Raw genomic sequence first — 19,264 nt, 5'->3', positions numbered from 1 at the left:
CACAGTTTCGACGGCTACCGGCTCTGTGGGCTCACATGATTGAGTTGACGAATGACGCCGCCAAAAGTGTCAGGATCTAACGCGATCGCCCAGCCCTGGCAACGGCAGCGATCGCCAAAAGTCGTCACAATACTTAAAGAATTCATCATGAGGCGACACGATGACCACGGGCATTTGGGTATTGGGGGATCAGCTCTATGCGGGGCAGGCAGCCCTCGCCCAGCGAGACGAGCACAAAACCGAGACCCCGGTGCTCATGATCGAGTCGCGCCAGCATGGGCAACAGCGCCGCTACCACGCGCAAAAGCTCGTGCTCGTCTGGTCGGCCATGCGCCACTTTGCCGCCGAACTCAAAGATGCGGGATGGCCTGTTAGCTACAAAATCGCCGAAGATTTTGCCACACCCCTGCGCCAGTGGATTCAAGAGCACGACATCACGACCTTACAGGTGATGGAGCCCAGCGATCGCCCCTTCCTCACCTTCTTGCAAGCCCTCGATCTGCCTTGCGACCTCGAAATCATCCCCAACAATCATTTTCTCTGGAGTGTTGATGGCTTTAAGGCGTGGGCCAGCGATCGCAAAAGCCTGCTGATGGAGAGTTTCTACCGCGCCGGGCGCAAAGAACTCAACGTGCTGATGGCGGGTGACGAGCCCGTGGGTGGGCAATGGAACTTTGACAAAGAAAACCGCAAACCGCCCAAGGGCAAGCTCGACACGCCCGAGCCGCTAACCTTTGCACCCGACGAGATCACCCAAGCGGTGATTGAAACGGTACAAACTGCCGACTTTCCCACCTTTGGCGCAGTGGAACCGTTTCAATGGGCAGTCACCCGCGACCAAGCCCTGCAAGTGCTAGACCACTTCATCGCCACGCGGCTCAACACCTTTGGCCCCTATCAAGACGCCATGGTCACCGGCGAAGACACGATGTGGCACGCCCTGCTGTCGCCTTATCTCAACCTGGGTTTACTGCAACCGCTAGAGGTCATCGAAGTCGTGGAGCAGGCATACCACGAGCAAGATTTGCCCATCAACAGCGTGGAAGGCTTCATTCGCCAAGTGATGGGCTGGCGCGAATACATGCGCGGCCTTTACTGGCATGTGGATGAAGAGTATTTCGATCGCAATTTCTTCGACCACGATCGCCCCCTCCCCGACTTTTTTTGGACGGGCGACACCGACATGAACTGTCTGCACCAAGTCATCGATCAGGTGCAGCGCACGGGCTACGGACACCACATTCAGCGCCTCATGATTCTCGCCAACTTTGCCCTGATCGCAGGCTTGCAACCCCAGGAAGTGGAAGACTGGTTTCACGCCGCGTTCATCGACGCCTACGACTGGGTGATGCAGACCAACGTGCTCGGCATGGGCCTCTTTGCCGACGGTGGGGTGCTCGCGTCAAAACCCTACTCCGCCTCCGCCAACTATGTGAATCGCATGAGCGACTACTGCAAGGGCTGCCGCTACAACCACAAAGCAAAAACCGGCGACGACGCCTGCCCCTTCAACTTCTTCTACTGGGACTTTCTCGATCGCCACCGCGATAAACTCAAGTCCCAGGGCCGCATGAATTTCATCCTGGCTAATCTCGACAAAATGAACCCTGAAGATCTGGACGAGATCCGCGATCGGGCCGCTAACTTCTTCTAAGACCACCCGTTCTTTGATTCATCCCAGAGCCCGGTGACCTTGCCACACTCATCGCATCAGCCCAAACAAGCAACGACATAAAATGAGGTCAGTCCTGCTGCCTGAAACCAAACAAGGGAAACACGATGGAATTGTCCCAGGTAATTGACGAAATTAAGCGCATTCCCCCCAGTCGGCTCTCAGAAGTCTACAATTTCATCCATTTCTTCCGCCTGGGGCTGGAGTTAGAAACGGCTCAAGCAGACGACAACCAGAAAGAGCCCCCCTCAGGAGAGCCACAACCTGCCAATCAATATAATTTTTCCGACCTGGCCGGACGCCTAACCTGGCAAGGCGATGCCCTGACCGCCCAACGGACGCTCCGCGATGAATGGTAACCGTAATCGCCAAATTTATCGACTTCAATTGCTCGATACCATCACTGGCTCGATATCGATTCACAACGTCGCCAGCCTCATCACGACTAATTACGAGCTTTAGGTGAAACTTTACCACCGGTCATCAGCAGTATCCATTAAGCAATATAGAGAAAGTGCTCTTGGCGTCTTAATTTGCCGCTGCTAGATTTGTGGCGATGGTGGCGGTAAATGGTAATGGCAAATGAAGAACAATTGGCTTTGCTTAAGCAAGGAGTTCAAAGCTGGAACGCTTGGAGAAAGAAGATTCCAGGCAAAAAAATAGACCTTAGCGGAGCCGTCCTCCAAGGAGCCAATCTCAAAGGAGCCAACCTCAAAGGAGCCGTCCTCCAAGGAGTAAACCTCAAAGGAGCTAAACTCCGCTATGCCCATCTGAGCCATGCTGACCTCGACTCTGCCAACCTAAGCGATGCCTATCTCCGCTACGCCTACCTCCATAGGGTCTTCCTCCGATATGCCGACCTCAGCGAGGCTAACCTTTGCGATACTCACCTCAACGAGGCTAACCTCAGCGGAGCTAACCTTAGCAGGGCCGTCCTCCGCTATGCCGACCTCAGCGGAGCCGACCTCAGCGATGCCGACCTCAGCGGAGCTGTTCTCCATGATGCAGTCCTCAACAATGCCGTCCTCCGTGATGCTAACCTCAGCGAGGCTAACCTCAGCGGGGCCGTCCTCCATGATGCTGACCTCGGTGATGCAGTCCTCACCAGCGCCAACCTCAGTGGGACGAACCTCAGCGATGCTATCCTCAGCGGGACTATCCTCCGTGATGCCATCCTTCGTGGTGCTATCCTCCATATGGCCAACCTCAGCGGAGCTGACCTCAGCGATGCCGACCTCCGTGATGCTGACCTTTGTGATGGAGTCCTCACCGATGCCAACCTCTACATGGCGGACTTCAGCGGAGCCAACCTCCGCCATGCCGACATCTGTAATGCAGTCCTCATCGAAACAGTATTCGCCGACGTTGATCTCGGTAAAGTTAAAGGTCTAGCAGAGTGCCTACACCACGGACCTAGCACCATTGACTATAGAACCCTAGCCCGTTCTGGTCAGTTGCCCGAGTCATTCTTGCGAGGCATCGGCTTATCCAACACCTTCATCGACTACATTCCATCCCTTTTAACCAATCAGCCCATCCAGTTCTACTCCTGCTTCATCAGCTACTCCCATCAAGATGAGGAATTTGCCAAACGACTCCATGCCGACTTGCAAGACAAAGGTGTCCGCTGCTGGTATGCTCCCGAAGACTTGCCCATCGGAGCCAAAATGCGGGTTGATATTGACCAGGCTATCCGTAAACATGACAAGCTGCTGCTGATTCTTTCCGAACACTCAGTCAACAGTCAGTGGGTGGAAAGTGAAGTGGAATCAGCCCTAGAAAAAGAACGTCAGAGCAATAAGCTAGTGCTCTTCCCAGTACGGCTAGATGACACGGTCATGACCTCTAGCGACGGGTGGGCAGGGTTGATCAAGCGATCGCGCAACATCGGCAACTTCTGCAATTGGAAAGACTACGACGCCTATCAGCAGGTTTTTGAGCGGTTGCTGCGGGATTTGAAGCCCGCACTGACAGAACAAGCGTGAATCAAGTCACTTCGAATAAACGCGCTGATTTTTTCTTCTAAAGGATGAGACAATTCTGCGATTTTTAAGCGTTGCGTCGCCAGTTGCACCAGTTTTCGGTCCAGTCGCGTTGCCATTGTCCTGGTTGCCAGCCATGTGGCCGCAACGTCAAATCTTGTCCACCAGGCGGCAACTAGGTAAACAGCCACACCTTAAACCACCGCGTCAACTGCGGCATGATGAGGTAAGACAGCAACACTACCGTAATGGCAACACTCACGGCGACCCGCAGCAGCCAGGGTAAATATTGCATCAACGGAGCAATCAGGGGATGCACCAACAGGGACACAATCATCACTCCCACCCAGACCAAAATCGCTTGCTTATATCGCTTGGGGGCTTTGGGCGTGGCCTGAGCCGGAAGCTGAAACCAGCCTTCTAACCCCGTCAATACCTGTACCGATTCCTGTTCTTGAATTAGGGGTTGGACCCGATCAATCCAACCTTTACGGACATCCGAATTGAGCCACGCATTCAAGTGAGGGCATGAGTCGAATTGAAGCACAATTACATAGTCAGACGTAGCTCCGGGCTGCGGACGCAGGATATTAACGCCTAAGTGTCCGGCAAACTGGCGAGCATCGGCGGCAATGCCTTTGATCCATTCTTCGTATCCGGTCTCGCGACCCGATCGCACGCGATGGGTAATGACAGCAGTAACATGCTGGCTGGCAGTGGTCATAGGTAGAGGGGGATAGGGACCATCAGGGGCAAACGATAAAACCAGATTAAACGCAGGCGACGTCTTGCCCCCAAAACGCCGCCCGACAAAACTACTATTGACCAGCGCGAGCAAAGTAGCTGGTCATCAAGCCGCGATAGAGCGGAATGTGGTTAGACAACAGGTTGCCCAGCCCTTCAATATCATTGCGCCAGTCGCGGTGGAGTTCACAAGCTACGGCGAACCAGTTGAGCAGTTGTACACCCGCCGCGCTCATGCGTTCCCAAGCAGCGGCTCGAACCGTTTCGTCAAAGGTGCCAGACGCATCCGTAACTACGAAGACATCAAAGCCAGCCTCGATCGCGGACAGCGCTACAAATGCCACACAGACATCCGTCACAATCCCCGCAATAATGAGCTGCTTTTTGCCAGTGGCTTTCACCGCTGCGACAAAATCATCGTTGTCCCAAGCATTGATCTGCCCCGGACGCGCAATGTAAGGCGCATCAGGAAACATCTCTTTCAGTTCCGGCACGATGGGACCATTAGGACCTTGCTCAAAGCTGGTCGTCAGGATGGTCGGCAGGTTAAAGAACTTGGCAATATCAGCCAACGCCAACACGTTGTTCTTAAATTCATTCGGGGGATAGTCCTGCACCAGGGAAATCAAACCAGCTTGGTGATCCACCATCAGCACCGCGGCGTCATCTTTGTTCAAGCGGTTGTACTCGAAAGAAGTCGTCATGTCTTTTCCTCATTGAGATACCAACGCAAAATCGTTTCAGGTCAAATAAGACCTGGGGCGTCCTCTGATGCATTTGGCAGTAAGCCAGCATCAGAAGCATAAAGATATTTTGAATTGAATAAAATAAAATGACAATACTAAATTTATTCGCCAGACTGATTCTATTTTGGCGACAATCATCCCTCGGGTTGACGACGCTGTGTCAAAGCTTCAACCGCAATGCTTTTCCCCTATGGTTGAGCACCCAACTGGGTTAACCGGACTTAGCTAGCGCTTGGTACTGACATGATTGTGTTTGTCAGCGTAGCCTTGCTGATGAAAACGGATGGATTTGCCGCGCCAGGCGGGCGGCGGGAAGGACATTTTTGCGGCTACGGGAGTAAAGGGGCGGCGATCGCGATTGAACACGAGTATGCAGGCTTTGAGGAGTTCGAAGCGTGGACTGGGGGCCGCCATCAGCCGCAGCTAAAGGCAGCCTATTCAGCGAGCCTTCAAGTGTTACGTCGCCAGTTACACCAGTTCTCGGCCCAGTCGCGTCGCCATTGGCCTGGTTGCCAGCGATCGCTTTCCCATTGCTGGGCCGCCTGTCGCACAATTTCCATCAGGCTGTCGGGCAACGTTGGCGAGTTGGCGAGGTGCCACCAAGGCGTTTTTGCCGCCATCAATAACGCCACTGCCTGCACCCAGACTGAGGCTTCTGGCCCCACACTATGACACCCCAGCAAGCGCCCGTCCCGGTGGGCGATGAGCTTACAAAAGCCACTGGTGGCTTCGCGCCATTGGGCTGTGGGATTTTCATACAGCGACTGCCGCGCCACCAGCACCGCTGACGCACCAAATCGCTGCACAGCTTGCAATTCAGTGAAGCCCACCCGCGCCGTCGGCGGTTGCGTGGGCAACTCATAGGGCAGCGTTTGATAATTGACGCGACGACGCGGCCACAGAAGTGCATTGTGGACGGCACATTCGGCTTCTTGGCGGGCGATCGCCGGCAGCTCATCCCCCCCGATCGCAGCCCCACAGGCATAAATGCGCGGATGCTCGGTTTGCAGGTGAGCATTCACTGTCAGTGGGCGATCGCGCGGCAAACAGTGTTGGAGACCCAAATCGTGCAGGTAAGGTCCAGGGCGGGTCGCTACTACCAGCGAGTCGGCTGTGATCCTTGCAGATTCGAGTTGGACGGCGATCGCTGTGCCAGATGGCGGGTCAGGCGGTTGCGATACCGATATGATGCGGGCTCCCAGGCACATATCGACGCCATCAGCCCGCAGTTGCGCGGTCAGCCAGCCCGCCACATCCGGGTCTTCGGTAGTGAAAAACTGGGTACTCGCAGTCAGCAAAGTGACCTTGACCGACCAACGGGCCAACCACTGGGCGAGTCCGATCCCCATCGGACTGCCACCCAAAATCACCACACTCGACGGCAGATGTTCTCGTTGGCAAAGCGTTGCGGGCGTGTCGTAAGGCACCGTCGCCAATCCGGGTAGGGGGGGAGCGATCGCGTGACTGCCTGTGGCGATTAACAATTTGCGGGTCGTCAGTCGGCGAGTTGCGGTGACTAATGTGAGCGGGCGATCGCCCACTATCTGCCCAGTCTCCGCGATGACATCAACCCCTTGCACCATCAACCGTACAGCAGTGTCACGAGTCAAGGTATCCGCAATTAAGGTGGCCCGTTGTTTGGCCCATTGCCACGGCGACACCCCACTCTCCCCAGGCGGCATGGCAAGGGGATGCGTCGCCGTGAGGGACCACAGTCCCTGCTGTATGAGGTGCGATCGGCCACTGTCTAACCCCTGTAAGATCAGCGCTACCCTGGCCCCATAGCGGCTGGCCGCTGTCGCAGCGGTGATGCCCTCTGAGGTGCCGCCGACAATCACCAAATCGTACTCGACTGCCATGCCCTAACCGTCTCACTGGATGCCGCCCTTGAGTGTAACGTTCAACGGCGGCCGAGACTCGGCATTAACGCACGACCGTCTGATCAGCCGTCTGTTTAATCGGCTTTGGGACCGTTGGCTTTGGGGGCGTCGGGGTCGCAGAGGTCTGTTGGCGCTTGAGTTCTTTGACCTTCAGCACAATGAGATATTCATAAAAACCCTGGAGCGTACACCAGGCAAACCCGGCTTCTCCATCGCGCCAGCCGCCCAGGATGAAATACATGTAAAACCAGCGCACCAACGGACGCAGGGGGAGCCGCAGGGATAGGTCTTTCAGGGCGTGACGGCGTTCGACTTCCGTTTTGCCCCAAAATAAATTGCGCCAGTTGACCTGGCCGGATTGCAGTTGTCTGAGCGTCTCTTTAGCTTCGTCCGTCGAATAACGATTGTGCTTTTCAATCCAGCGGCTCATGCCCTTGCCGCAGGTGTAGTGGGGATAAGTTTCCTGCAAAAAGCCCGTAGAACCCTCACACACTTCCCGCTCGGTATGGCCATAGTCGGTAAACCAGACCTTGCCCAGTTGCAGCAGCCGCAACTGATAGCGCGGAAATTGAGTGCTGTGTTTGATCCACCGATCCATAAACATGACGCGCTCAGCGGCGTAGTAGCCGACATGCTCCGACTGCTGAATCACCTGGCAGCATTCTTGAAACAGCTCAGGCGTCATGCGCTCATCCGCTTCCAAAATATAGGCCCACTCATATTTGGCCGGAATATTTTCTAGCATCCAAGTTCGCTGCTGGCCGTGACTCTCAAAGGGATGCTCAATGACCCGCACCGGATACTGCGATGCAATTTCGACGGTGCGATCGCGGCTACAAGAGTCCACCACAATAATGTCGTCAGACACCATGGCTGACTCAATGCAAGCGGCAATATCCAGCTCTTCGTTATAGGTCAGAATGTAAATCGAAAACATAGGCGGCGTATAAAAGAGTTAGCAAACCTGAGACGCGGCGTGGGCCAGCAACTGAGCTGAGCAAACGCAGGTAAAGTGCTATACCAAACCACGCTTATCCTATCTTTCCCATCTCAACCGATGTCCTGCAATCAGGGCAAAATTTCCTAGAAAAGTTTTAGAAAACCTTATGCAAATCAGCCAATCATGAACTGGCGGTGAGCAGACTGCACTCATGGAGGAGACAGCAAAACACCGCGATCGCGATTTTGAGCCAGCTTCTACAGCGTTGCAAGATAGCTTGGTTCGTCTCTTTAGCAGAAAAACGAGAGGCTAAGCAGCAGAATTTTATAAACTCCAAGTTTTGTCAGGCAGGTATCTTGCCTGCTCCAGGCCAGCCGAGACGGCTGTCCACACTGAAAATTAAATTCCCATTCTTTAAATTTGTGGGCTCGCGACACCTGACTGTTAAATGCTACGGCTGAGACGGTAACGTGGCAGCCAAATCGTATTGCCGACCGCGCCAAGTCTTGGGCGTGCGTAGCGAAGAGAGCCAAATGCGGAGTACCGCGAGGGGATCGGCCAGCGGCGACAGCCAAAATATCCAGCGGTTGGGTGATTGGCTCAAATCGTACGAAGGCAAAATCGCCAACTGTAGAGCGACACGGGCGGCGATCAGACTCGCATTGAGACCCAAACTCAGCTGAAGGGGCAGAGTGGGCGGCCCACTGCTCAAGTTCCACAACAGTAGCGGCAAACTCAGCCAGGGCAAGGCTTGTACGCAGGTCAGAAACCACAAATCGCCCCAGATTTGGCCTCGCGAAGATGCATCTTTGAGATCGAGCGATCGCCCCCATTCCTTCCAGGTTTCCGCCAACCCTTCATACATGCGCACTTTGAGCAGCTTCGCACCATCCCAAAACCCTACCTTGGCTCCTGCCTTAGCCGCTTCACGGGCCAGAGTCACATCATCACAAAACGACAGGCGAGCACGGGTATAGCCATCCAATTTCTGCAACAGGTCGCGACGACAAAGAAAGCACTGGCCATTGGCCATCACCCGTTCCGCACCACTTTCTGACGCACCCGTGGGGCCAAATCGATACACCAGCGTCATCAATAAAGCTGGCTGCAGCCAAATCTCGCCCAATCCTTTCAAAATAAAGCGCGGCGAGAGTGAGACGAGGTCATACTGCTCGGCTGTGGCCGCAGCAATGAGCGCGGCCACGAGTCCTGGCTGCGGCTGAGTATCGGCGTCGAGCCCCAAAATCCAGTGACTATCTGCCGAACTCTGCAAGTAACCGTAATGGAGTGCCCAAGGTCGGCCCACCCAGTCGGACGGCAGCGGATCATCCGTCAGTAGGCGAATGCGGGCATCGGTTTCCTGGGCTTTTTGCACAATTTCGCGAGTGCCATCGGTTGACCGACTATCCACCACCAGCACCTCTCGCACTTCTGCTGTTTGCTGGGAGAGTCCGGTCAAACAAGGAGCTACGCGCAGGGCTTCGTTGAGGGTCGGCACAACGACACTGACTTGGCCCACTTGATCCGGCGTCATGGCGCGAGGTTGTAGTGGCGGGCGACGAGTAGGTCCCTTGAGCAAGCGGGCCAGCAACACCATCACGGCCGGTAACTGCACCACGAACAGGCACAGCGCGATCGCACTGCCGAGCCACCCCAGAGAAACAGAAGAAAACATGCGGGTTAATTTAACTGGCGATGGGAGACATTACTTGGAAACGCCAGCAGGGGTGGAAACCATTTCCATCACTGGCATGGGAGGCAGTTGCGCTGCTGGGTCAGCATCCGCAGTAGAGGACTTAGGCGCAAACCACCAGCAGGCGATCGCGGGCGCTGCACCAACGACAATCCCTAAGAAAATGGGAACATAAATACCGCCACCAACGCTCATAAACATCGCAAAACTGAAGTTGGCCAAATACATGATCAACGGCACCATCAACTGCTCGCGATCCAAGTTTTGCAAACGCTCATTCCGCTGCCAAAAGAGCGCCGCTACAGACATAAACATGGCGCCAGTGACAAACCAACCGGCAAAGTTTTCGTAGGGCATGCCAAAGAACGCCCCCGGCTGATGCCAATACCAAAACGGCATAGCCGTCTGACTCATAGCCGGATCCAACACAAAATCCCAGGACATCAGCAACAGAGCCCCGGTGGCGATCGCGGCGAGTTGGCGCACCCAAGTCATGCGCTCTCCCAATAAACCACCCCGCGCTAGCAAATAAGCCGACACCCCGACATAAAACCAAGATAGAGGAATCGTGAACGGCACCAGCCCCGCAATTTTGTAGCCCAGCCCATTCAAATAGCTGTAGTCGCCAAAGGGAAAGCCCGTGCTCGTGCCAGACAGCTCACTTGAGAGTGAAATGGCCAATGCCGGAATCATGAACGACAGCCAAGCTTGCCACCCAAAGGTACGACGCAAGTACAAAGCCACAGCCACCGTTCCCAGCAAGATGTAAACCACACCGCCTCCGGCCATGCTCCAGCGATAGAGGGTAGAACCGGCAGGCAAATAATCCAAAATTTCGGGATGGGGCATGACCCACAGCAACCCTGCCAGGCCAAATGCCATGGACAGCACGTGTCCCCACAAGCACCACTTTTCAATGCGCATCAACCGAGTCATGTTTCGAATCAACCTCTAACTGCGTGGTCAGTCGCTTTCATCCGCCGAAGCCAGAAACCTGCAACATTTCTTATCGAGATCGTGCCCCACTTATTTGGTTTTGTAAAGTTTTCTGAAACCTCAGGGCGTCGATATTGCGACTATGTCTTTCTCACCCTAAGAGGTGAACGGACCTTGTGGAGTGACGAACTTAGCTGTTTGCCTCGCATTTTGAGGTCGGTACCGCTTCTAAAGAGACTCCCCAACCATAGGGCAAAGGTATGATTCGCAGAAGCCGATACACACCACTCATCATTCGCAAACCTTAGCGAGACGGCTTCTAAATTGGCAAATCTCCCCGGCTAGTTAGGCCCGGCCTCGTCCGCCCCTCTGACCTTAACAGGCTCATAGCGCTACGAGATCTTCGGAACGACCATAAACACACAACCCAAATCACCTTGCCCACCAGACAGGGATATTGGACCGCTGGAATATAGCATCCAGAACCCCAGAAATCCGGCGGGCTCCGAGACTTTGAGCGATTAATTTAGCTGGATGATCAAAATCATCGCCTTGAACACCTGCACGACACGGCGCACGAGGGCCAACCCAGTGGAGAGGAGCCAAGGCCCTGGCACTGATCTCGAAGCAGCGGTTGAGCCGAGCAGAAATCGTTTGCTTGGCGAAGTCATCACTGCGATGTGTCGTGGATCTTGGCAAATTTCATTAAGAATGGCCCCAAATTTCTATAGACTGACCCTTTAGAAAGGGCCATGACCGACTCGGTAGCAGGCGACAGACTTTTACAGGAGACAGTGAGCAACGATGATTTTCGTGTGGTTGGTGGGGGCGATCGCGCTACTGGTGCTCGTCGGTTGGCTCGGTTTGGAATGGCAATATCGACGCCGCGCGGGCAATCGGCTCGCCTTTGCCGCCGGTCAGTGGAATATCGAAGCATATGCGGCTGATCACTACCAAATCGTCGGCGTTCCCGAACTGATTAATCGCACTCCGGCCTCAGAAATCATGGTGCCGGAGCTGACCGCCGAGACGACGCTACTGGGCAAGGAAACGGTAGATAATCTCGACGTTAAGGTCACCATTACTCCCCAACATCCTGATGCCGAGGCTCGCGCTGATGGTTACTGGTTCGCTTACATCGTCAAATTGCAAAAGCGCACTCAGTTCAAGGTGCAGATCGACATTACCGGGCCAGAGGTGCGATCGCTCAAGGCTCTCTGGGTGCGGGTTCACTATCTGACCTATGGACCCGGCGGTCGCTTTCCCAAAACGGGGCATGTCATTGTGCCCCTTCAGTTTCCTGACCCGGCGATGGCACCGCCTTGGCGCGACACGCCCCAAGCCCAAGTCATGCCCGTGCCCACCCACTTGCTGACGCATCTCGACACCCCCACCGAAGTGGTCAAACGCTACGCCAGTCCCCATGCTCAACCGGGCGACATCATCACCCTGGGCGAAACTCCAGTCGCGATTATGCAAGGGCGGTGGCGCCATCCTTCGACGGTGCAACCGGGCTGGCTAGCCCGACGGTTGTGCTACTACTTTTTACCGACTTCCAGCCTCGCCACCGCCTGCGGTTTACAAACGCTGGTGGATTTGGTGGGTCCCTGGCGGGTCTTTTGGGCCTTTATCGGCGGTACCGCGAAGAAAGTGCTGCTGAGACAGGGCGGTGGGTTCTACCAACTGGCGGGCGACCAAGCACGACTGATTGACGACGTGACAGGCACTCTCCCCCCTTACGACCAGTTCATTGTGCTCGGCCCGGAGTCACCCCAACTCATCGTTGATGAAATTGAAAAAGCGACGGGATTAGGGGCAGCGATCGTCGACGTGAACGATTTGAAAGCAGTCAAAATTGTTGCCGCCAGTCCCCGCGTCAATCGCGCAGTGGTGACTCAAGCCCTGATTGACAACCCTGCTGGCAATGCCGACGAACAAACCCCTTTAGTCTTAGTGCGGCCCAAATAGCGCCTCGCTTGAGTCCTGTCAGAAATCCAGCCGCAGCCTTAGTCCATGCCCATGGATTGAAGTGAACCATTGTGGTGATCGGCACAGTCGAGGCTTCTGCAATTTTGGCGATCGCTCATTGCGAGTTGCAGCACTGGCTCGACTAGCCAGCTTCAGAGACGAGCACGTTATGATGAGGTCAAATAAGGCCGACTTGGCTCTTGGTGCTGTTTTTCGTGGCTGGCAATGTCTACTCCCGATCTGCAAACTTCGGAACTGCAACTGCGTCCTCTATACCCGCGTGACATCGACGTTCTAGATCATTGGAGCGGTGCAGCGACGGTGATTCCTGAACCAGACTCAGGGCTTTGGGGTGCGGCCAACACCCAGAGTATTGTTCAGCATCCTCTAGCAGCCTGGTGGCAGCGGGTGACGACCCTGGCACTGCCCAACCAGCCTCGGTGGTCAGGCTTTGTGGCTTCACTAGACGACACGCTCTGCGGCATGATCGAGGTGTCGCCGTTTAACCGCACTCGCAGCACTTGGCAGGTCAATCGGCTGGCGATTCATCCCGATGTGGTACCGCCCAGTACCGAAAGTGCTTTGGATAGCGTCGGTTCACAGCTGTTGCGCCACTGTTTTGAGACCGTCTGGGAAGCCCGTATGTGGCTGGCAGAAGTCGATATCGAACAAAAAGCCGCCCTGGCTCTGTACCGACAAAATGGCTTTCAACCGTTGGCCCAGGTCACCTATTGGGAAATTAGTCCCGACGTGTTGGTAGAGCAGGCTAAGCAAGAACCCGATTTGCCCAACCTGATGGCGGTTAGCAATGCCGATGCGCAATTGTTATACCAACTCGACACTGCCGCCATGCCACCACTGGTGCGTCAGGTGTTTGATCAGCAAATTCAAGATTTCAAGGTTGAGCCTGCCAAGTCGATGGCGAACACCGCGCGACAATGGATGCAGCGAGAAAATCGGATTCAAGCCTATGTGTTTGAGCCCCAGCGGAAGGCCGCGATCGGTCGCTTTGACTTGATGGCTTGCCGTGGCAAACATCGCTATCACTCGGCAGAGCTGACAGTGCATCCAGCTTATACGTGGCTATATCCCGAATTGCTCAGCCATATGGCCGGACTGTTGCAAAGCTATCCAGCCATGCCGTTGCGAGTGACATCTCGTGATTTTCAGCCCGAACGAGAAGAGTTTTTGCTGAAAATACAAGCCAACCCGGTCGATCGCACGTTGATGCTATCGCGCTCCGTATGGCACAAGGTGCGAGAGGCCAAGCCAGCGGCATTAGAAGGACTGCAATTGCCAGAAGTACTGGCAGGGCTACAGCCAGCGGGCAAGCCGATTCCGGGGCGGATGTCTTGGCACTATGAGTCCGACGAGGCGCAGCGATCGCCCAAGCCATCTGCGCCTCAACGGCCCGAAGGCAGTGACTTAGGCCGCGCTCATCCCCGCTCCAATCCAGATAATCTATCGGGGCAATCAGGTTAGTTCGTCCCTCAGAGCCAAGGCTCAACCAGCTGGGCTAAGGTCCGAGGCTCTGGCAGCGTGACCTACAATTTTGATTGATCGGTCCTCACGAGCCCGCCATGCCTCAACCACACATTTCAGCTCTGGCTTTGGATATTGGTCGCCGCCGAATTGGTGTGGCTGGGTGCGATCGCCTGGGGCTGTTAGTCACCGAATTACCAACCGTACAAAACCGTTCCTTTCGCACAGTGGTAGATGAGATCAAGGCGATCGCGACTGAGCGGCGCGTCAATGTGTTGGTGGTGGGACTGCCTTACAGCATGAACGGTGAATTGGGCAAGCAAGCCGTATGGGTGCAAACTTTTGCCGAAAAGCTATCGTCAATTTTACAAATACCCGTAGAGTATGTAGATGAGCGGTTGACTTCTTTTCAGGCGGAGCAAATGTTGCAAGCCGAAGGCGTCACACTGTCTCGCCATAACAAAGGACTGATTGACCAAAAAGCGGCCGCCATTATCTTGCAGCAATGGCTTGATCAACGCGATCGCCCATCGACAGTCCCGTCCTCGCCCTCACCTACTTCATCCGTCACAGGAGACCCGGAATGACCTTTTCGGATTCAGATTTCGTCCAAGACCGCCCCACCATTGCCGTTAAAGACGAGGCGGGGAGGGTGCTCATGTGCCAAATCGAGCAGACCTTTGAGATTGGTCAACGCCAGTATGCACTGTTGTTGCCGCTAGATACCCCCGTCGAGATTTTTGCCTGGGAACCGGATGAAGAAGAGGAAGACACCGACACCCTCGTCGATGTCGAGGAAAGTGATATTGAGATGCTGTTGCCCACGGCCCGCGCCGTCTTAGCCGAGCACGATCTGGTTTTACAGCGCAGCGCTGTGACCCTGAGCGTTTCAGGAGAACTCCCCACCCCTCAAGAAGAAGATTGTTTCACGTTAGATATTGGCGACATTGACGAAGACGGTGAGCCAGACAGCGAGGAGTTTCAAACCCTGGCAACGTTTTTCCATAACGATGTGGAATACACGATCTGCACGCCGCTAGATCCCCTCCTTATCTTTGCTGAGATGGGGGCAGCAGGCGATGCCCGCATGATTCCGCCTGAGGAGTTTGAACGGTTACGGCCTGAAATCGAGTCCAGCATTTTTGATGTGTTGGAATAACCGCATGTGCAACTGATTTGCTAGCCGCCTCAAAAAAAAGCAATCCGCAGTCAGGTGCTGAGAGCCTAAAAGTTTAAAGCATGGGCGTTGAATTGCAGTGTGAACAGCCGTCTCGGCGGTCCCGGAGCAGGCAAGATACCTGCGCGACAAGCCTCCAACTTGTGGACACCTCTACTAATACTCACCCGGCCATCTTTGCTTAATCGATGAGCGATCAAAGTCAACGACTGCTGTCATCACTGTTGTGCGATGCCTGCAGTCGTACTCACTTTCCTGCTCATGCCTGAATGACGGCTTGGAAATCTTGACTCTTGGTTCTCAAGACGACATCGCAAGCTTAGCGCCGATGGACATTGAGCGATCGCAGCGTATGCGCTGTTTTCAGATTGCTGCGGGGGCAAAGAGCATCGCCCACAGCATGAGTGTTAAGAGTAGGGCAATTACCCCTATGAGGCCATCTCGCCAGTCATCATGTAACGGGGCAATGGGTTTCATGGTTGTCCTCCTTCCAGATCGGGATAACACACCACTCCTCTATCTCTATCCTGCGTGCTCAGAGTCGAATTGAGCGGAAGTTGCAACGATGTGTCACCTGTTTTTAGGCAGCCAGCCGCGATCGCTCGCTTTTTAGAATGGCTGCATCGTTTGCCGATGCGTGGGCTTGAATGAGCTGGAACATCGAAGCCGGAGAACCAATCACACCAGACCTTTTCAACGGAGTCCCGCAAGACCGCGACGAGTCTGGATGGATGGTTGGGGTCAAGGTTGGCGAAGCCGTTATGGAGCGATACGTTAGGAAGCTCCGAATGAGATTGCAACTTTGGAAGGGCGATCGCACTTCTCAGATCTCGCCTTACTTTTCCATCATGGCTTTGAGCACGACGGTGGGGTCTACCCAACTGCCCTGATACTTCATCCCCCAATGCAGGTGCGGGCCGGTGGTGCTGCCAGTCATCCCAACTCGCCCAATACGTTGACCGCTTTTCACCAGGTCGCCTTGGCGAATTTGAATGCCACCATCATGATCGACCAACCAGCGATCGCCGTCCGTCTCGACCACGACGTGTCCTTGCATATGGCAATAAATATGCACCCATCCGTGAGACTCAATCACAATTCCGGTACCGCAGGCTGTGTTGTCTGAAACCCGTGATACCGTGCCTTCCCACCAAGAGCGGATGTAACTACCCATGGGCGCTGCAATGTCTAGGCCATAGTGGAACCGTCGCCCCCCAAAGGGATGATTGCGATAGCCAAACGGTGACGTGTAGGCCACAAAGTTCTCGACGGGAAAGGATGCCGACTCCCAGGGCGTTGAGGGCGGTGCGGCATTCACGTCAGCCGCCGGAGCATCAGCTTCCTGAGCATCGGCTGTAAAGGTGGATTGCCAGAGTTCCGCAGAGACCCAGATCAGGCCCACCAGCGACATGAGCCCGACGACGCCTGCCCAGGGCGATCGCCGCCAGGTTTTCGATTGCACGGTAGGAGCGGTGGGAGCGACTTCAGCCTCCAGCGGGGTAGTGCTTACCGTTATCGCACCCTCGACATGTTGGGTCAATTTAGGCAGAGACGTTGGCTGTTCTAAGTAATGTCGCGAATATTGCTCATGCAATGAAGATACGCGAGCCGGCAGGCCAACTGGTTCACCATTTGACATGTGACTGAACTCAAACGCTAACGAACTCCCGGATTCTAGCAAAAACAGTACAAATGATCTACCGTGCATGATGCGAGATTGCTCTATCCCACCAATTAATGAAATAGAGATGCTTCGTGAGTCTGCACAGCCATCTCTGACCAGTAAATCCCCCGGCCCCCGATCAAAGACAGTAGGGCTAGCGGTTCTCGATCAGCCACGCTTGCCGATGCAAAGGGCGCGTCCTCAAGCCATTCTAGAAACCCTGCGAGCTCAGCATTACCGCGCCCGCTCTTTTATCCCCAACTAGGGTCTGTCGTCCTTTGAGCGAAAGGCTTGGCCGATTAGATGACGATAACCCTAACGTTTCTGGGCTTTGTACTTATCTTTGAACAAGGCTTGTTGCTGTTTGTGATCCACGATGGGGCGAGGATATTGGGCGCGATCGCGCACGCCGTCAGCAATTTTTCCCGTCACCAACTCCTCAGTATCCAGATGGCGCAGTTCGGGCAGCCATTGGCGAATGTACTCCCCATCGCGATCGAACTTTTGGGCTTGGCTAGCTGGGTTAAAAATCCGCAACGGTTTGGGATCCATGCCGCTGGAGGCGCTCCATTGCCAGCCGCCGTTGTTGGCGGAGAGGTCGCCATCCACCAGCTTTTGCATGAAGTACTTTTCGCCCCAGCGCCAGTCGATAATCAAGTCTTTGGTGAGAAAGCTAGCCACGATCATGCGACAGCGATTGTGCATCCACCCGGTTTCGTTGAGCTGGCGCATGGCCGCATCCACAATGGGATAGCCCGTCTTTCCGTCACACCAAGCCTGAAACTGAACCTCATCATTCACCCAGGGAAAATCTTTGAGCGGCTCCCGATACGGCCCGTCAGCCAACTCGGGAAAGAAATACATCACGTGCTGGTAAAACTCGCGCCATGCCAATTCTTGTTGCCAGGTCTGGACATTTTGCCGGGTTTCGTCGCTGCGGCAGCGGTTGTACGCCTCCGTGGCGGCAGCCCAGACACTACGAATGCCGATCGCGCCAAATTTCAACGCGGCGCTGAGTCGCGAGGTGCCGTCGACGTAAGGCAAGTTGCGCTGTTCGTCATATTCAGCGATGTAGCGATCGTCGTCGCAAAAGGCGTTGAGCTGCTGGTGTGCAGCCCATTCTCCCGGCTCTAGCAACAACGGGGCTTCCCAGACAAATCCTAAATCTTGGGCCGTCGGCAGGGCGATCGCTCCGGCGGCCTCGGCCTGGGCAATCGCCTCTGGGGATAATCCCTCCGCTGCTGCTAAGGCGGGGACGGGGGCAGCCTTATCTTGCTTGATCCAGTTTTTCCAAAAGGGACTGTAGACGGTGTAAGGGGTGTTGTCTGACTTGGTTACCACGCTGCCTGGAGCTTGCAAAAGCTGATCCCAAAAGGTGGTCTTGAGTTCAATGCCCACTTCCTTGAGAGCAGCGGCAACTTGAGTGTCGCGATCGCGAGAATAGGGTTCCACATCCCGATTCCAATAAACGGCGGTGGCGCCAATCGCCTGTGCCAGTTGGGGAATGCCTTTGACCGGGTCAGCTTTTAGAATGAGCAACTCACTTCCGGCTTCGGCGTAGCGGCGCTGCAGCTCTTGTAAGCAGCCCATCATATAGGTGACACGCGCGGGTGCCACATCGTCTCGGTTGAGAATGTTGGGGTCTAGGCAAAACACTCCACTTACTTGAGGCGATCGATCGCGAGCGGCGGCCAGCCCCAGGTTGTCGCTAATGCGCAAGTCGCGCCGATGCCAAAACAAAATGCGCTCGGGCACAGTTCCCCCTCTTTTTCTTGGCGTAAAACCGTTTTTCAGTATAAACAGGTCTTTTGGCGGGCTGCCGCAATGATCAACGGCGACTGCGGGGTTATCAGGGTTTCCCCCAAACCATGACGCTTTGTGCGCCTAATTTTGCACTATCGACAGTTAACAGGCCCAAACCGAGTGGGCCTGAGGGCTGATGGCGATCGCAGAATGTAAATGTTTAGACGTAAATAATTGCATCAGTCCGGCGAAACCCACTTCGACCCCATATAATAAAAACAAGAACTGTATCAATGAATACAGTTTCTACACTAAACTTTCTTTCAAATCACCTCATTCGGAGCTAGTCCTATGAAATTGTCTTATCGCGGCCATAACTACGAAGCTCATCTGTCTCCTTTGCATGAGCAAGCCGTCGAAGAAATCGGCACTTATCGCGGTGCGCGTTTGACTCGCAAGCGCTTTGCTGTTCCTCACGAAGAGCATGGCAAGGTTGAGCTCACCTATCGTGGTGCCAAGTACTCTCACGAACTGTAGAGTCAGTCTGGTTATGATTTTGGTCAACCGCTAAGAGTGGCACTGAGTGCTACGACTCAATGATTTTTCTGCCAAGCGGCGCTTAACAAGATTAAGCGCCG

General features: G+C 54.8%; 18 protein-coding genes. 8 read left to right on the top strand and 10 right to left on the bottom strand.

Annotation, left to right across the window (positions count from 1 at the left end; genetic code table 11):
• Positions 1 to 14: 14 nt before the first annotated feature.
• Entirely contained in the window at positions 15 to 149 is a 135-nt protein-coding gene (locus DYY88_RS24920) for a hypothetical protein (RefSeq protein ID WP_302849252.1), read from the bottom strand.
• An 11-nt stretch (positions 150 to 160) separates the two neighbouring features.
• On the opposite strand from DYY88_RS24920, the gene DYY88_RS16525 reads away from it, so the two are divergent.
• The 3 genes from DYY88_RS16525 (at position 161) to DYY88_RS16515 (ending at position 3,657) form a co-directional block, all read left to right on the top strand.
• A complete protein-coding gene (locus DYY88_RS16525) occupies positions 161 to 1,654 on the top strand; it encodes a cryptochrome/photolyase family protein (RefSeq protein ID WP_039726419.1) in 1,494 nt (497 codons plus the stop codon).
• Between the two features lie 125 nt (positions 1,655 to 1,779).
• Positions 1,780 to 2,031, top strand: coding sequence for a hypothetical protein (locus DYY88_RS16520; protein WP_039726418.1), 252 nt, complete (start codon positions 1,780 to 1,782; stop codon positions 2,029 to 2,031).
• Positions 2,032 to 2,247: 216 nt separating this feature from the next.
• Positions 2,248 to 3,657 carry a toll/interleukin-1 receptor domain-containing protein gene (locus DYY88_RS16515; RefSeq protein WP_084607218.1) on the top strand — a complete coding sequence of 470 codons (1,410 nt, stop codon included), beginning with the start codon at positions 2,248 to 2,250 and terminating at the stop codon, positions 3,655 to 3,657.
• 172 nt (positions 3,658 to 3,829) lie between these two features.
• Here DYY88_RS16515 and DYY88_RS16510 read toward each other — a convergent pair whose 3' ends face one another.
• The 7 genes from DYY88_RS16510 to cruF all read right to left on the bottom strand — a co-directional run bounded on the left by DYY88_RS16510 (position 3,830) and on the right by cruF (position 10,593).
• A complete protein-coding gene (locus DYY88_RS16510) occupies positions 3,830 to 4,378 on the bottom strand; it encodes an antibiotic biosynthesis monooxygenase (RefSeq protein WP_039729733.1) in 549 nt (182 codons plus the stop codon).
• A 94-nt stretch (positions 4,379 to 4,472) separates the two neighbouring features.
• On the bottom strand, positions 4,473 to 5,102 hold the full coding sequence (ycaC, locus tag DYY88_RS16505) for an isochorismate family cysteine hydrolase YcaC (protein WP_039726417.1): 630 nt from the start codon (positions 5,100 to 5,102) through the stop codon (positions 4,473 to 4,475).
• Positions 5,103 to 5,369: 267 nt separating this feature from the next.
• Entirely contained in the window at positions 5,370 to 5,558 is a 189-nt protein-coding gene (locus tag DYY88_RS16500; protein ID WP_039726416.1) for a hypothetical protein, read from the bottom strand.
• 35 nt (positions 5,559 to 5,593) lie between these two features.
• A complete protein-coding gene (locus DYY88_RS16495) occupies positions 5,594 to 7,003 on the bottom strand; it encodes an FAD-dependent oxidoreductase (RefSeq protein ID WP_039726415.1) in 1,410 nt (469 codons plus the stop codon).
• A 64-nt stretch (positions 7,004 to 7,067) separates the two neighbouring features.
• The gene (locus tag DYY88_RS16490) at positions 7,068 to 7,961 is read right to left on the bottom strand and encodes a glycosyltransferase family 2 protein (protein WP_072041317.1); all 894 of its coding nucleotides are present in this window, start codon (positions 7,959 to 7,961) and stop codon (positions 7,068 to 7,070) included.
• Positions 7,962 to 8,415: 454 nt separating this feature from the next.
• On the bottom strand, positions 8,416 to 9,639 hold the full coding sequence (cruG, locus tag DYY88_RS16485) for a 2'-O-glycosyltransferase CruG (RefSeq protein WP_039726413.1): 1,224 nt from the start codon (positions 9,637 to 9,639) through the stop codon (positions 8,416 to 8,418).
• 30 nt (positions 9,640 to 9,669) lie between these two features.
• Positions 9,670 to 10,593: a gamma-carotene 1'-hydroxylase CruF gene (gene cruF, locus DYY88_RS16480; RefSeq protein WP_039726412.1), complete on the bottom strand. Its 924-nt coding sequence runs from the start codon at positions 10,591 to 10,593 to the stop codon at positions 9,670 to 9,672.
• 804 nt (positions 10,594 to 11,397) lie between these two features.
• Between cruF and DYY88_RS16475 the strand changes: the two genes are divergently transcribed.
• From DYY88_RS16475 to DYY88_RS16460, 4 genes are all read left to right on the top strand, one after another.
• Positions 11,398 to 12,561 carry a F420-0--gamma-glutamyl ligase gene (locus DYY88_RS16475; RefSeq protein WP_039726411.1) on the top strand — a complete coding sequence of 388 codons (1,164 nt, stop codon included), beginning with the start codon at positions 11,398 to 11,400 and terminating at the stop codon, positions 12,559 to 12,561.
• Between the two features lie 225 nt (positions 12,562 to 12,786).
• The gene (locus DYY88_RS16470) at positions 12,787 to 14,043 is read left to right on the top strand and encodes a GNAT family N-acetyltransferase (protein ID WP_052288347.1); all 1,257 of its coding nucleotides are present in this window, start codon (positions 12,787 to 12,789) and stop codon (positions 14,041 to 14,043) included.
• 98 nt (positions 14,044 to 14,141) lie between these two features.
• The gene (gene ruvX, locus DYY88_RS16465; RefSeq protein ID WP_044151152.1) at positions 14,142 to 14,630 is read left to right on the top strand and encodes a Holliday junction resolvase RuvX; all 489 of its coding nucleotides are present in this window, start codon (positions 14,142 to 14,144) and stop codon (positions 14,628 to 14,630) included.
• Positions 14,627 to 15,202 (top strand): DUF3727 domain-containing protein, encoded by a 576-nt coding sequence (locus DYY88_RS16460; RefSeq protein ID WP_039726410.1) that lies wholly within the window; start codon positions 14,627 to 14,629, stop codon positions 15,200 to 15,202. The genes ruvX and DYY88_RS16460 overlap by 4 nt, the downstream gene beginning before the upstream one ends.
• Positions 15,203 to 16,055: 853 nt before the next feature.
• On the opposite strand, the gene DYY88_RS16455 is transcribed toward DYY88_RS16460, so the two are convergent.
• A complete protein-coding gene (locus DYY88_RS16455) occupies positions 16,056 to 16,859 on the bottom strand; it encodes a M23 family metallopeptidase (protein ID WP_367889303.1) in 804 nt (267 codons plus the stop codon).
• A 339-nt stretch (positions 16,860 to 17,198) separates the two neighbouring features.
• Positions 17,199 to 18,638: an FAD-binding domain-containing protein gene (locus DYY88_RS16450; RefSeq protein WP_039726408.1), complete on the bottom strand. Its 1,440-nt coding sequence runs from the start codon at positions 18,636 to 18,638 to the stop codon at positions 17,199 to 17,201.
• 339 nt (positions 18,639 to 18,977) lie between these two features.
• On the opposite strand from DYY88_RS16450, the gene DYY88_RS16445 reads away from it, so the two are divergent.
• Positions 18,978 to 19,163: a DUF4278 domain-containing protein gene (locus DYY88_RS16445; RefSeq protein WP_039726407.1), complete on the top strand. Its 186-nt coding sequence runs from the start codon at positions 18,978 to 18,980 to the stop codon at positions 19,161 to 19,163.
• The last annotated feature ends 101 nt before the right edge of the window (positions 19,164 to 19,264 follow it).

The sequence above is a fragment of the Leptolyngbya iicbica LK genome (assembly GCF_004212215.1).
GTDB classification, from domain to species: Bacteria; Cyanobacteriota; Cyanobacteriia; order Phormidesmidales; family Phormidesmidaceae; genus Halomicronema; species Halomicronema iicbica.
Note: the sequence above shows the minus strand (reverse complement) of the source record. Positions and strands in the feature narration are given on the sequence as shown.

Excerpts from the sequence above, each read along its gene's own strand:
- DYY88_RS16520 (WP_039726418.1), top strand. The coding sequence starts at position 1,780 with ATGGAATTGTCCCAGGTAATTGACGAAATTAAGCGCATTCCCCCCAGT.
- DYY88_RS16455 (WP_367889303.1), bottom strand. The coding sequence starts at position 16,859 with ATGTCAAATGGTGAACCAGTTGGCCTGCCGGCTCGCGTATCTTCATTG.
- DYY88_RS16515 (WP_084607218.1), top strand. The coding sequence starts at position 2,248 with ATGGCAAATGAAGAACAATTGGCTTTGCTTAAGCAAGGAGTTCAAAGC.
- cruF (WP_039726412.1), bottom strand. The coding sequence starts at position 10,593 with ATGACTCGGTTGATGCGCATTGAAAAGTGGTGCTTGTGGGGACACGTG.
- DYY88_RS16445 (WP_039726407.1), top strand. The coding sequence starts at position 18,978 with ATGAAATTGTCTTATCGCGGCCATAACTACGAAGCTCATCTGTCTCCT.
- ycaC (WP_039726417.1), bottom strand. The coding sequence starts at position 5,102 with ATGACGACTTCTTTCGAGTACAACCGCTTGAACAAAGATGACGCCGCG.
- DYY88_RS16470 (WP_052288347.1), top strand. The coding sequence starts at position 12,787 with ATGTCTACTCCCGATCTGCAAACTTCGGAACTGCAACTGCGTCCTCTA.
- DYY88_RS16475 (WP_039726411.1), top strand. The coding sequence starts at position 11,398 with ATGATTTTCGTGTGGTTGGTGGGGGCGATCGCGCTACTGGTGCTCGTC.
- DYY88_RS16500 (WP_039726416.1), bottom strand. The coding sequence starts at position 5,558 with ATGGCGGCCCCCAGTCCACGCTTCGAACTCCTCAAAGCCTGCATACTC.
- ruvX (WP_044151152.1), top strand. The coding sequence starts at position 14,142 with ATGCCTCAACCACACATTTCAGCTCTGGCTTTGGATATTGGTCGCCGC.
- DYY88_RS16510 (WP_039729733.1), bottom strand. The coding sequence starts at position 4,378 with ATGACCACTGCCAGCCAGCATGTTACTGCTGTCATTACCCATCGCGTG.
- DYY88_RS16495 (WP_039726415.1), bottom strand. The coding sequence starts at position 7,003 with ATGGCAGTCGAGTACGATTTGGTGATTGTCGGCGGCACCTCAGAGGGC.
- DYY88_RS16460 (WP_039726410.1), top strand. The coding sequence starts at position 14,627 with ATGACCTTTTCGGATTCAGATTTCGTCCAAGACCGCCCCACCATTGCC.
- cruG (WP_039726413.1), bottom strand. The coding sequence starts at position 9,639 with ATGTTTTCTTCTGTTTCTCTGGGGTGGCTCGGCAGTGCGATCGCGCTG.
- DYY88_RS16525 (WP_039726419.1), top strand. The coding sequence starts at position 161 with ATGACCACGGGCATTTGGGTATTGGGGGATCAGCTCTATGCGGGGCAG.
- DYY88_RS16490 (WP_072041317.1), bottom strand. The coding sequence starts at position 7,961 with ATGTTTTCGATTTACATTCTGACCTATAACGAAGAGCTGGATATTGCC.
- DYY88_RS24920 (WP_302849252.1), bottom strand. The coding sequence starts at position 149 with ATGATGAATTCTTTAAGTATTGTGACGACTTTTGGCGATCGCTGCCGT.